12 protein-coding genes are annotated in these 12,923 nt (G+C 45.7%); 2 read left to right on the top strand and 10 right to left on the bottom strand.

The features are described from left to right. Window positions 1-15: 15 nt before the first annotated feature. From EJL91_RS16060 to EJL91_RS16040, 5 genes are read right to left on the bottom strand one after another with little or no spacing between them, the layout of a single operon-like run. Window positions 16-957, bottom strand: a complete 942-nt coding sequence (locus tag EJL91_RS16060; protein ID WP_125142982.1) for an ABC transporter permease — start codon at window positions 955-957, stop codon at window positions 16-18. A 39-nt stretch (window positions 958-996) separates the two neighbouring features. After that, complete coding sequence (locus tag EJL91_RS16055; protein WP_125142981.1) at window positions 997-2,574, bottom strand: ABC transporter substrate-binding protein; 1,578 nt, start codon at window positions 2,572-2,574, stop codon at window positions 997-999. A 51-nt stretch (window positions 2,575-2,625) separates the two neighbouring features. Further along, the gene (locus EJL91_RS16050) at window positions 2,626-3,390 is read right to left on the bottom strand and encodes an HpcH/HpaI aldolase family protein (RefSeq protein ID WP_125142980.1); all 765 of its coding nucleotides are present in this window, start codon (window positions 3,388-3,390) and stop codon (window positions 2,626-2,628) included. 1 nt (window position 3,391) lies between these two features. Beyond that, window positions 3,392-3,838 carry a NanQ anomerase/TabA/YiaL family protein gene (locus EJL91_RS16045; RefSeq protein WP_164516868.1) on the bottom strand — a complete coding sequence of 149 codons (447 nt, stop codon included), beginning with the start codon at window positions 3,836-3,838 and terminating at the stop codon, window positions 3,392-3,394. Window positions 3,839-3,855: 17 nt separating this feature from the next. Next, window positions 3,856-4,593: an MBL fold metallo-hydrolase gene (locus EJL91_RS16040; protein ID WP_125142978.1), complete on the bottom strand. Its 738-nt coding sequence runs from the start codon at window positions 4,591-4,593 to the stop codon at window positions 3,856-3,858. Between the two features lie 305 nt (window positions 4,594-4,898). Between EJL91_RS16040 and EJL91_RS16035 the strand changes: the two genes are divergently transcribed. Next, window positions 4,899-5,852, top strand: a complete 954-nt coding sequence (locus EJL91_RS16035) for a LysR family transcriptional regulator (protein WP_125142977.1) — start codon at window positions 4,899-4,901, stop codon at window positions 5,850-5,852. Between the two features lie 672 nt (window positions 5,853-6,524). On the opposite strand, the gene EJL91_RS16030 is transcribed toward EJL91_RS16035, so the two are convergent. From EJL91_RS16030 to EJL91_RS16010, 5 genes are all read right to left on the bottom strand, one after another. Next, on the bottom strand, window positions 6,525-7,544 hold the full coding sequence (locus EJL91_RS16030) for a succinylglutamate desuccinylase/aspartoacylase family protein (RefSeq protein WP_164516867.1): 1,020 nt from the start codon (window positions 7,542-7,544) through the stop codon (window positions 6,525-6,527). A gap of 69 nt (window positions 7,545-7,613) precedes the next feature. Beyond that, on the bottom strand, window positions 7,614-8,735 hold the full coding sequence (locus EJL91_RS16025) for a 4-hydroxybutyrate dehydrogenase (protein WP_125142975.1): 1,122 nt from the start codon (window positions 8,733-8,735) through the stop codon (window positions 7,614-7,616). Window positions 8,736-8,757: 22 nt separating this feature from the next. Next, on the bottom strand, window positions 8,758-10,038 hold the full coding sequence (locus EJL91_RS16020; RefSeq protein WP_125142974.1) for a TRAP transporter large permease: 1,281 nt from the start codon (window positions 10,036-10,038) through the stop codon (window positions 8,758-8,760). After that, entirely contained in the window at window positions 10,035-10,553 is a 519-nt protein-coding gene (locus tag EJL91_RS16015) for a TRAP transporter small permease (protein ID WP_125142973.1), read from the bottom strand. The genes EJL91_RS16020 and EJL91_RS16015 overlap by 4 nt, the downstream gene beginning before the upstream one ends. A gap of 37 nt (window positions 10,554-10,590) precedes the next feature. Next, window positions 10,591-11,685 (bottom strand): TRAP transporter substrate-binding protein, encoded by a 1,095-nt coding sequence (locus EJL91_RS16010; RefSeq protein ID WP_125142972.1) that lies wholly within the window; start codon window positions 11,683-11,685, stop codon window positions 10,591-10,593. 282 nt (window positions 11,686-11,967) lie between these two features. Between EJL91_RS16010 and EJL91_RS16005 the strand changes: the two genes are divergently transcribed. After that, on the top strand, window positions 11,968-12,888 hold the full coding sequence (locus tag EJL91_RS16005) for a LysR family transcriptional regulator (protein ID WP_125142971.1): 921 nt from the start codon (window positions 11,968-11,970) through the stop codon (window positions 12,886-12,888). Window positions 12,889-12,923: the final 35 nt, after the last annotated feature.

The raw sequence follows: 12,923 nt of genomic DNA, 5'->3' as shown, positions 1-12,923 counted from the left end.
CTCTGCAACCGGCGTCTAACTCTCTTTACGAATTCTGGGATCCAGAACGCCATAAAGGATGTCTACAATCACATTAATTAATATAAATACAATCGCTACATAGGGAACCAGGAACTGAACCGTGGGATAATCTCTTGCCTGCACCGAAGTAATCAAAAGATTTCCTATTCCAGGCCATCGAAAAAGAGATTCTGTTACAACGGCCCCTCCCATCATAGTTCCAAACCGCTGCCCAATTAATGTAACAAGTGGTATTGAAGCATTCCTTAGACAGTGGATAAATAGTACTGCCGTGCCGGAAAGTCCCTTGGCACGCACTGTTTTTATGTAATCACTTTTCATAATCTGAATAATTTCTGTTCGTGTCGTCCGAATCAGCGTGATTAAAAATCTCGAGCCCATTGTAATCGCAGGGAGAATAATGCAGGCAAAACTGTCATTTCCCCCAGTTGGAAGAATTTTCAGGTGAATTGCGAACAAGTTAAGTAAAACCATCCCTACAAAGAACGTAGGAAAAGACAATATTGTAAAGCCACTACCCATAACAAGATTGTCAAACAATGAGCCCTTATATACCGCTGTAAATATTCCCAAAGGAATTCCTACTACTATGCAAAATCCCATAGCAGCCAATGCCAGTCTGACTGTGTTAGGAAAACGGGCCATTACGAGATCTAAAACCGACCAGACGGGTGCGGAATTATTAGAATATTGATACGACATGCCTGCGTCCCCCGTCAGCAGGGAGCCAATGTAAATCCTGAACTGCTCGACGACAGGCTTATCCAGTCCCCAGGACGTGCGGATTGCTGCAATTTGTTCTTCCGAAGCTTCGGGGCCCGCCAAAAGGGATGCCGGATCACTGGGGGCAACTCTCATTACAAAGAATATCAGTATAATAACAATGATAACTGTGAGCACCCCGCGTAAAAAGCGTTTAACCACCATTTGCCACATATTTACCCCCTCCTCTTCTGTACATCTGCAACAACTTTCCTACTCGTAGTATGCATAGGTAAACCGGTATAAGCCCAGTGGAACCACTTCAACCCCTTTTAATGTCCTATCTCTTGCACATAAGAGTATATTATCCGTTGCCCAAAGGAACGGAGCCTGTTCCCAGCAATACTGTTGAACGTGTTTCAGAGTTTCCTCTCTCTTTTCCGGAGTAATTCCCGTCTGATATATACTGGAAATCATCGCATCCGCTTCATCTAAATTCCAATATTGTTTTTTCAGAGACTGTGTATAATAGATTTCACTGTCTCCGGTGTACGTCCCGCCAAGTTTATTCAGGGCGATATCCCATATTCCGCTGGCCTTGATCTGATCCCACGATGCCCCGTCAACCTGCTCAAATACTACATTAAATCCGGCTTCCTGCAGTTGTGCGCAGAGTATCTCTGAAACCTCCAATGCTCGGGTGAATTCTTCATTTGCATAGTAAAAACTGATCTCTTCTCCGTTATATCCGCATTCTGTCGCTATTTGTTTGGCTTTCTCAAGATCACGCCCAGGAAAACCCCCTGCATCAATGGAACCAGCAACATTTTGTGGCGCAATCCCTCTTGAAAGGCTAACCCAGTTTTCAAGAATTGCATCCACTATCCCCTGTGAATCGACAGCATACTGCATTGCTTTACGAAACTCTGGATTCCGGATAAATGGGTTGTCAGACTGGTAGTTAAAATATGCAAAGTTATGTCCCGTAGACTCATTAATGTCCAGTTCCATCGCAAACTCATCCGATGAATTTTTCATCTCGTTGGCAAGATCATAGGTAACCCCCATAACATAGTCATATTCACCGCTTTTTAAAGCATTCATCCTGGCTTCTCCATCACCTATAATATCAAACACCAGGTTTTTAATGGCCGGTTTCCCATCCCAATAATCCGGGTTTGCCTCCAGCTTGACGCTTACTCCTGCATCCCAGCTAACAAATTTATACGGTCCCGTCCCAACAGGAGCCTTAAAGAAGTCAGCATTCGATTCTACCGCATCAAGAGGCAGCATGGGACAGCGGTTTAATAATTCCGGCAACTTCAAGTTCGGTTGAGGAGTTACTACATCTAGCGTATAGGAATCTATGGCAACGCCCTCCGGCGGCCATGAAGTCGCCCACTGTCCTGCAATTGCATAAGTTGGTTCCATGTTTGCAATATAATTAATGGAGTATGCTGCACTTTCTGCATTAAAATCACTTCCGTCATGGAATTTAACGCCTTCTCTAAGGTGGAACCTCCAGGTAAAATCGTCTATTTGCTCCCACTGAGTGGCTAAGTTCGGCCGAAGTGACATGTCTGGTGTAAGGGCACATAGAACATCAAATATATGGTAAGCCGGAGTAAATCCTTGGGCTGTTCCGTTAATTCCATTAATCGTCGTAATATTTTTATCAACTGCAACGCGAAGCATGTCTCTGTTCTGTGTGGTTGAAACGGATTCCTGACTGCCTTTTGGCACCTCAGGTTCCGAAGCGCCGCCGCATGCACTTAGTAACACGGTACAGACAGATGCTGTCCCCAAAAGCAGTGTCCGTATTTTCTTTTTACTTATTTGTATAATCTTCATTACCCCACCTCCATACAGAATCCCCTTATCTGTTTGTATGTTTATATCCGATTATTCCAGATATGTTTTCAGATTGTTTTTTATTGCCTTCATCGCAATTGATTCATCATGACCTATCAAAAAACAATGCACTCCCATGTTCACCAATTCATCCCTCCTTTTTGCGTTTTCCGCCACCAGTGTCGGGACTTTTCCATATTCAAGCGCTTTCTTTACAATTAGAGCCTCTGCCTTAAGGACATCCGGATGTGATTTTTGCCCTGGAACTGAAAAAGACTGGGATAAATCTGCTTTTCCGGTAGCTACCATATCAATTCCTTCCAGAGATAGAATCTCATCTATCCGCTCAATTCCCTTTCTACTTTCAATCTGTACGATTAAATCTATTGTGTCATTCGCTGTCCGAAGATACTCTTCTCTTGTAATTTGGCCGAATCGGACGGACCTGACTCCCCCACTCATTCCTCTTTCCCCGATCGGCGCATATTTTACCATAGCGATCGCCTGCAGCGCCTGTTCTCTGGATTCAACATGGGGCACCATGATGGCAGATGCCCCAAGAGACAGATAGCAATTAATGTCTTCAAGCGAATTCACACGTATCTGGCACGGAATCCCCAGCAACCGGGCCTTATCAAACATACGCTTCAGTGTTTGATTATCAAATAATACATGCTCCCGGTCTAAACGTACAAAATGGTATCCCGCTGAACAGGCCATTTCAATCGTGGCATCATCCATAATGTCTATTGTTAACCCATAACTGTTTAAGCCTTTCTGTGCTCTCTTACGAATGCTGATATCCCCCCCTTTCATCTTAATCTTCCTTTCCCGATACGATAGAAACAGAAACTTTTCTTACCTGAATTCCATCTTCGTCTGCCAGTTTCAGTACATGGCAATCCTGTGGAAAAAGGATTACAAAGCTGCCTGCAGTGACACGTACGCGGCTTTCTTTTCCTCTGTACATCATCTTATCCGCTTTTTTTGTTTCTACATATTCCACATCATTTTTATTAGCATATCCGAGCTGCTCACTTCCGTTTACGATATACCGCAGGTGAGTGATATAGTTATGCCCCTCAAAATTTTTCCACCCTGCAGATGGCGTATATTCGTCGATTTCCATCAACTGGCCGCCCGGTAAATGGTATTCTCCAGGTTCCATTTCAGCTAACGGCGCTTTTGCCATATACTCCAGCGCTTCTGCAAGCGCCTCCGGCAATGTATAAAAATTTCTGTTTTCTATTTTATCAATGATCATTTTTTCATCTCCTGACATTATTCAACTGTAATTGGACTGACGGTAAAAGGCACTCCGATTTCTTCCTTGATAATTGCTTTGGGGGCAAAAGATTTCATATGCTCTTTGAAAACTTCCGGAGCATTTCTCGCAGTTGAATAATGGGTAGGAATTACTACCTCTGCCCCTACGAACATTGCCGCCATTGCCGCCTCACGCGGCCCCATTTCTATGGATCCCCTTTTTTCTTTCACACTGTCAATCCCTACGCACATTACATTTGGTGAATATATGTCGCGGATTAATTTCATATCGTTGCAAAGAGCCGTATCTCCTGTGTGATAGTATGTAATTCCCGGTTCCACCTCTATTACAAAGCCCGCGGGTATTCCATAAGTGCGGAAACCATCCATGTCGAACTTTGATTGATGCTGGGCATATACGGTATGGGTCGTAGTTATACCGAATTCACGGAAATCACCGTAAGCGCTGGCGATACATCTCTCTTTTGGCAATTCAAACTGTTTTCTGAGCGCATAAATTACATCCGAAGTTGAGAGAAGGGTTGCATTGCCATTCTGCATAATCGGGACAGCATCTCCCAAATGGTCCCCCGCATAATGCGTAACCATAATTAAATCAACGTCATATAAATCAGGAGATTTTACAGGACTTAGTACGTTCTTGTCCAGATACGGATCACAAAGAATCTTAAATCCATCAGAACGTTCTACCAGCATACACATCCCACCAAAATACGTAAATTTCACACTCATAGTCTTATTCTCCTTTTTTATTATTTGATATATTTAGGATATATCCTTTAATTGATATTTTTATTATATACATCCAGACAGTTAACCGTCCAACAGAAAAGTTTCATCAAAATTTTATGATTTCATTTGTTATATCACCATATTAATTTGTTTTTTTATAGTTACTTCCAAATTTATCCAGTCAATTTAATTGACGTAATTTACCAACCTATGATATACTTTACTGTACTTAAAATAACCTGGTTCCTATTTTCATATGAAAAGCAGGCGCTGACCTATCGCGCCATGAACGATTTGAGGAAGAAATGAATTTTATAACCTTATATTATTTCGTAGAAGTTGCAAAAGAATTAAATATGACCAAAGCTGCCCATAATCTGCATATAACGCAGCAGACTCTAAGTTTCCAAATACAAAAATTGGAAGATTACTACGGCGTAATCTTATTTGAGCGTAAACCCATATTCCGCCTTACAGATGCGGGAGAACTCTTTTTTGAAAAGGCTGTAGAAATTTTAGGGAGCTGTGATGCTCTTATGGATCAGATGGCGGCTGTATCCAAAAAGTGTACCGGTAAGCTTCGTATTGGTATTTCCTCCAATCCCGCACAGGTTACTTTACCGATGATTGTTCCCCGTTTTATGAACAAGTGGGAAAATATCTCCCTCTATTTTTCTAAAAGTTCTATGGTTGAGCGTATTAAAGATACTTTAGACGGAAAAATTGACATTTGTATCGGTATTTATAATGGTAATGACCGTCACCTTACCACAGAATTTCTTTTCGATGATCATCTCTATCTGGTTGCCTCTTCCACTCTGCTCCAAAAATATTACGGTAGAGACTATACAAATTTAATTGAAAGTGAACGTAAAGGAACTAATTTGAAAGCCTTTTATAAGCTTCCCTTTATGAAACTTTCGACCAGCTCTCACCTGGGATATGTCATTAATGAATATATGGTACAGATGCGTATTAATCCAAAGATTGTCATAGAAACCCAGTCCCTGGACATCAGTGTGTCTCTGGCTTCACTGGATATAGGGGCGTTTGTCTGCGGGCGTCTGCGTTTAACTGAGATTCTGAAATCGAACCCACAGCTCATTGCCTTTCCGCTTTCCGAGCATTTTCAGAATTCTGCACATCATTTCAAGCTTATAACGCTGGAGGGACGGAATTTACCGGACTATGCCGCAGACTTTATCGAAATAACAAAGGATGTGTTTAAAAGCCTCGATCAGTATACGTATATAAATTAATTCCTTGTGAAAGTTCTTATCAACTTCTCCGCAGGACGAAAAAAACCCAGCAAAAAACAGGATTACCTGTTCTTTGCTGGGTTTCATTTGCTCCAATATAGTGATTGCTATATCATACAAAATGAAGCAGCTCTTCATCCGTATTTGGTTTGTGCTTTATCTCTCGTATTTTAAAAATTTTGTCTTTTGTGCTTTTGTAAATATTGTCTTTTGTAGTCGCTTCTTTTGTACTTAAACTGCTCATTTGTAACGGATGTCTTTTGTATTTTTTGTCTTTTGTGAACGCTTGGTGTAGCTTTCTGTCTTCTGTACCTGAGTAGTTCTTATGTACTTTGTGATTCTGTTCTTTCGTATCTTTTGCTTTTTTCTTATGTAAGTTATCTTTTGTAAGCTGTCTTATGTAAGTGATTAATCACAGGTTAAGTATAATATAAAAAAACAGGCTTGTCAATTCTTCTGAAATATTTGACAATTTATTTTTCCCGATTTTGACAAAATTTGTTTTTCCGGGGTGGGTTTCAGACTTTATGTGACAGCAGAAGCTATCCGCCGGACACTGAGGTTTTGCAGACTTTTCATTGCCGGACAAACAGCTTTCCGCCCGAAGCCGTTGAAAAAGCGGTGTCGGGCGGAAAGCGCTGCAGTATCGGCCGTATTCTTGTTGAAGAGTTACTATCGGATAGTTTCAGGATGCAGCGGCTTGCCCAGGATAAACCCCCAGTTGCCCGGCTGGATTACAGGGTAGCACCAATAGGAACAGATGTAACAGTCAAAGGGAGCTATCATCTCACTCACCTTATTGCCAAACAGATCCTCGATTTCGGACAGCACGGTGCCCTCCTTGACGAACTCCATGGGTTTTACTTTTACCTTGTGGAAACCGCCGTCCAGGGTATGCAGATAGAGCGTCTCAATCTCAATGTGTTCGTCGATATAGGGAACGTTTCCCTCCAGCATGTCAAACTCCATCATTACGTTTCTGATGGTGTCGGCCGCCATCGCAACCATTTCATCCCTGTGCTCATGACGGATGCACTGGCCGCCCAGTTCTACGGTGATGCTGGCCACGCCGTCCGCATAGGCATTCGATTCCTGGAATCCGCAGCCTTTGGTGCTTTCCATGGTTTCGATCCAAATCAGCTTCGTTCCTGTAGCATAAGCCATCCTCCTGACCATGTCATTCAGCTTCGGGTCGGAACCGCATGGGTACAGGGACAGAGGCTCGATCCAAAGGTGATTGCCGCCTCCGTGGAACGAGATGGAGAGATCTGCATTCTTGACAAAATTCTCCCAATAGTAGTGAGCAACCTTTTTTGTAATAAAACTGCTCGGATCTCCCGGGAAGCAGCGGTTCATATCCTGATGGGACCAATCCTGCGGGGCGCTGCGGTCACCGGCATTGAATGATTCCAGGTTGAGGGCCGGAATACCGACCAGAGTTCCCTTCAGCTTCATGGGATCCAGCTCCTTGTAAAGCTTAATCAGACCCTCGGTTCCCTCCTGCTCGTCACCGTGGCAGCATGCCTCCACCAGAATTGTCAGCCCCTCCTCAGCGCCGGTCACAACCATGTACGGAATGCGTACATCCGAACCATCGACCTTCTTGGCGATGTTAACATAACCGAACTTCTTCGTGCCTCTCTCTTTCACCAAATCTTCGTAATTGAAATCCTTGCAATCTGTAATATCCATTGTTGTTTCCTCCATTTCATATTTTAATTATTTATTTGCTTTTAATAAGCCGACCACCACCGTCCCGGCTTAGTAAAGCTCTGTGTAGATTTTCAGTACGCGGTCATAGTCTAACGGAACGAAACTGCCGGCCATCAGCCTGCCCTGGGTTTCCATCACGCTCTTAGAAAATTCACCCAAATCCGTCTCGGTGACGCCATACTCACGCAGCTTCTTTTTAGGCAAAATCCGGTTTAATAAGTCCTCCAGACGGTCGTATACACTGTCTTTGCCGCAGCCAAGCAGCCTGGCAAGCCGGCTGTTCATTACGGCGATCTCCCCGTCCGATTTAAGCTCTATATAATTTCTCATCACTCCTGTAAAGACGGCATAATTACTCTCCCCGTGAGGCACATGGTATTTTCCTCCCAGAGGATATGCCATGGCGTGTACCGGCCCGCAGCCCGCAGTGCCGAAGGAGATGCCTGCAAAGTTCGAGGCAGTCAGGAACTGTTCCAACAGAGCGTTCCGGCTCTCCGGACCGTCCACAGCCATTTTCTGATACCCGGAGAGTATCATCTCAATGGCCTGATACCCAAATGTCTTCGTGTATACGGTGGCCTTTGGTGAAAGACAGGACTCCACCGCGTGAACCAGCGCATCAATGGAACTGGTGGCAAAAACGCCGAAGGGCAGTCCGCTCAACAGTTCAGGAATCAGAACCGCCTTATCCGCATACATCGCCTGGCTGACCAGCCCCATCTTCGTCCCTATCCTGGTTCTGTTGAATACGGCAACATTAGTCATCTCACTTCCGGTACCGCACGTTGTCGGCACAATAATCAGCCCGCAGTTTTTCTTGAGCTCCGGCATGGCGCTATAGAGTTCATCCATGTTTCCACTCCCGGAACTGACCGCCATGGCCTTGGCGATATCAATGACCGTCCCTCCGCCAATGGCGATGATGCGCCTATATCCGCCCATTTTAACGGCATCCGCGATAATCCGTTCCGTCATAATATCCGTGGGTTCCCCGGCTCCATACTTCTCCTGATAAATCAGCTTGACATCCAGACCGAGTTTCCCAAAATACGGCTCGTAAATATATTGGTTGGTAAGTACCAGGTCCTCACCGCACAGATGCATTTCTCCGGCAAATTCTTCACAGCTTCCAAACTTATGCAGCTCCGGCCTCATTAAAATCTGAACCATGTTATCTTCCTTTCTCTCTTCCCTACCTCAGCAGGGTTACCAGGGCAAGTGTTACCGGTTCGAACGCGTTGACAACAACCAGCACTAATACCTCGGCTATCAGGAAGGGTACGATCTCCCTCGCTATTTTTTCCAAAGGCATTTCGCCCATGACCGATGCCACAAAGAGACAGGTGCCTACCGGAGGTGTAATTGCACTGATACTCAGGTTCAGGCACAGAATAATACCGAACTGGATCGTGTTAATATCCATGGCCACCGCAACAGGAAGCAGCAGGGGCGCCAGAATGACCAGAGCGGCGCCGCCGTCCATAATACAGCCAATTAACAGTAACAGCAGATTTATGAGCATCAGGGCAACGAACTTGTTCTGTGAAACAGAGAGGATCGCTGCAGACAGCTGCTGGGGAACCTGGGCCAGTGTCATAATCTTGCCGAAAATACCGGCGGCAGAAAGCAAAATGAAAATGGTAGCGCTGGTAATGGCGGCTTCTGCAGCACAGTCCAGCAGGCTTTTCAGATTCAACGTCCGTTCGATAAGCAGACCCACAATTATGGCATAGACACAGGCAACGGCTCCGGCCTCCGTCGGTGTGAAAACACCGGAATAGATACCGCCCAGAATTATTACGGGAACCATAATCGCCCACTTTGCGTCATACAGCGTGTGCAGGAATGCAGAAGTACTGAACTTACTGCCTTTCCCCTTCAGTCCTTCCGCTCTTGCAGTTATAGAAACGGCTATACAAAGGAACACGGCCATTAAAATACCAGGGACAATACCGGCTAAAAACAACTCGCCCACACCCACACCGCAGGCAACGCCGTACAATACAAACATGTTGCTGGGTGGAATTACGGGGCCGATGACGCCGCCCGCAGCAGCAATAGCCAGAGCCTGGGGCTTACGGTACCCCTGCTCTTCCATCTCAGGCACCATCATGGAACCGATAGAAGCACAGGTGGCGGAGGCAGAGCCGCTTAGCGCGGCAAAGAAAGCGGAAGTTACGATTGTGACCATACCCTGGCCTCCGGTAAACCGGCCGAACATCGTATCAATCCATTTGCACAGCTTTCTGGAGATTCCTCCGCGGGTCATGACCGAACCGGCAAAAATGTAAAAAGCGATTGCCAGCAGCGGATAGGAAAACAGCGAGTTCATGGCGGCCGCGGCAACTGTGCTTAGCGGTGCCAACTGCAGAATAAAACAGCTGATGATGGAGGAAAGAACCAATGCAAATGCTACAGGCACTTTCAAAATGATAAGTACAAAAAATAGTCCGAGAATCAATGCCGTATTCATGTGTCAGTCTCCTCCTTAATGATTTCTTCTATAGAGCGCTCATCACTCTTCCCGCGCACTGTATCCACCATGGCAAGAATGACGCGGATTGACATTAAAATCATGCCGACAGGAATCGAAATTGATGCAATCCAATAGGGATACCCTCCGCCCAGAGAAGCAGCCTTATGAGCAATATATCCAGAAGTGACAATATATCCCAAATAGATTAAAAACAGGGCGCAGATTACCCACAGGATATCGGCAAGCAAGGAGACCACTTTCTGGACCGGCTTCGGCATGAATCCGACAAAGAGGCCGACCCGGACATGCTTGCGCTCGTTCGCTGCAGCGCTGGCTCCCAGATAGGCGATCCATACCATACAGAAGAGCATAAATTCTTCCGCCCAAGCCAGGGGGATCCTGAGAACAAAGCGGCAGACCACAGAAATAAAACCCATAAAAATCAACACGATCAGAATCAGTCCCAGGATTGTCCTTTCGATCTGATTATAAATTTGGTATATTTTTTTCATACAACCCTCCTATGAAAAGCAAACGGAATGGATATATTTATCGGGCGCGGTACTCTTTAAGCCACTCAATACACTGATCCCAGACCTCAGCTCCGATATCCTCGCGCATTTTATCGTAGCAATATGCCTCTACTTTTTCCACGAAACGCTGGTAATTTTCTTCGGAAACCTCGTTCACTTCAACGCCCTCCGCTTCAATCTCGGCGTAAACGCTTTCCTTAACCTCCGGGCTTACAACATTCTGGCAGTACTCCTCCGTACGCTTGGCAGCCTCCGCCAGGGCGTCCTTCAAATCCTGCGGATAGCTTTCAAGAGATTTTGAATTCCAGATCAGGGTCATTCCCAGGTTTGTAATACTCATCTTCGTATGGTACTTGGTAACCTCGCACAGCTTATCGGCCACAAAGCTGGAAGTCGTGGTGTAGGTGCCGTCGATAGCGCCCTGCTGCAGACTGGTGTACACCTCACTGAAAGCCATTGCCACGGGCAGACCGCCGCAGGCCTCCACGAAGTTGTACGGGCCCGGAGAGTCGTACACGCGGATTTTCAAGCCGACCATATCCTCGGGAGCGGTAACCGGACGTTTCGTATTTTCAATTTCCTGGCCCATGAAATATTCAAAGAACATTGTGGTAAAGCCATAAGGCTCGCACTCTTTGTTAATCATATCCCTGTACCACTCGTTGGTAGCTGCATACAGCTCATCCTGATCTTTGAACAGGAAAGGAACGTCCTGAAGGCGGACTGCGTTCATGGGAGCAAATGCCGTGATGTTGGAAGGCCCTTGCAGAGAGGCATCCAAACCGCCGTTCATAACCATCTCGCCAAGCTCGCGCTCCGAACCCATTGAACTGTTGGTATAGTTAACCCACTCCACGCGGCCCGGAAGAATCTCATCCACCTGTTCCTCGAAGTAATAAATCAGGTCCTGCATTGGGTCGCCATCCACATTGGTGGTGGCAATGCTTATCTTGACCTTCTCACCGGAAGCTCCTCCCCCGGCATCGCTTACAGGAGCCGTTCCGCCTCCATCTGTGCTTGCGGGAGCCGTACTGCCGCCGCAGGCTGATAAAGTTAACACCATTGCCAGGGACAGAGTAACCGATAACATTTGACACATTTTTCTTTTCATTTTCCTCTTCCTTTCTTTTACCGGGCGTTCAGTAATGAGATGATTTTTCAGCCCTTTTTATTAAAAATATACAAAAATCACTGAATTGTCCAATATATTTTTCGCCATACTTCCCATACCATTTTTGGTATGATATACTGAATCAGTAAATTATTACATCAAAGCGTTTTATTCGTCATTTTCCCCGTGTGCGCCGGCACTCGGATATTAGCCTAACGGTTTAGTCAGCACAGTCAGGCCGGATATCAATGGGCCGGTACAATAAGAGAAGGAGTAATCTTTATGAACGAAAAAGATTTTCAGTATATTCTGACCGTTGCACAATGCGGCAGTTTCAGCCGTGCGGCCGAGACACTCTATGTCTCTCAGCCTTCCTTAAGCCGCTACATCAGCACTTTGGAAAAACGATTAGGTACCATCCTGTTCGACCGAAGTACAACACCTATCCAGTTGACGGAGTCCGGCACAATTTTCTGCACCTACGGTAAAAAGATCCTTAATCTGGAAACGGCCCTGTATCGCGAGCTGCAGGAACAAAACGCACTGGAAGAACGGATTCTCAGAGTCGGAGTCCCGCATATCAGCGGAGATTATATACTGTCGCGCATTTTGCCGCGGATGACAAAAAAGTATCCTTTTATCCGGATCGATCCCATTTCAGACTACAGCTATAATCTGTATCATCAGTTAGCTGCCCAGAAACTGGATATTGCCTGTGTCGCGGCGCCCAACACCGATGCTTCCATTGTGGTCGAATTGCTCTTATATGAGCCGGTGCTGCTAATCGGCGCAAAAGATCATCCGGCTCTTAAAAATTACGACATCACCCATGCGGATATCGAACATCCTATCCTAATCAACCCTTCGGAGCTGAATGACATACCCATGATCCAATATAAAGCCAGTTATGCGGAGGCCGCTTTACGTCAGAAATCCTATGCGCCGAAATCAACTATTAAAGCCTCGTCTGCTCCCCTGGCCCTTGACCTGGCTGCAAAAGGCGTCGGCCTCACCAGTGTAATCCGCAGCCAGCTCAAATATGGGCGTTCAGATATCACCCAGTCCCTGTGTCCCATTTCTATCGGCGATTGTAAGCTGCCTATCTATTTGGCTTATAACAGACTGGCCGATAAAGCCATCCCGGAGATTAACCGTTTTATCCAGGAGGTTAAAGAGGAATACTGTAATGCATCCGGACTGTGACCGGAGACAGGGACGTCATGAGCACTTTCCACAAA

It is taken from the genome of Clostridium transplantifaecale (assembly GCF_900626075.1).
Taxonomy (GTDB): domain Bacteria; phylum Bacillota; class Clostridia; order Lachnospirales; family Lachnospiraceae; genus Otoolea; species Otoolea transplantifaecalis.
The sequence above is the reverse complement of the archived record's forward strand: the minus strand, read 5'-3'. Positions and strand labels throughout refer to the sequence as shown.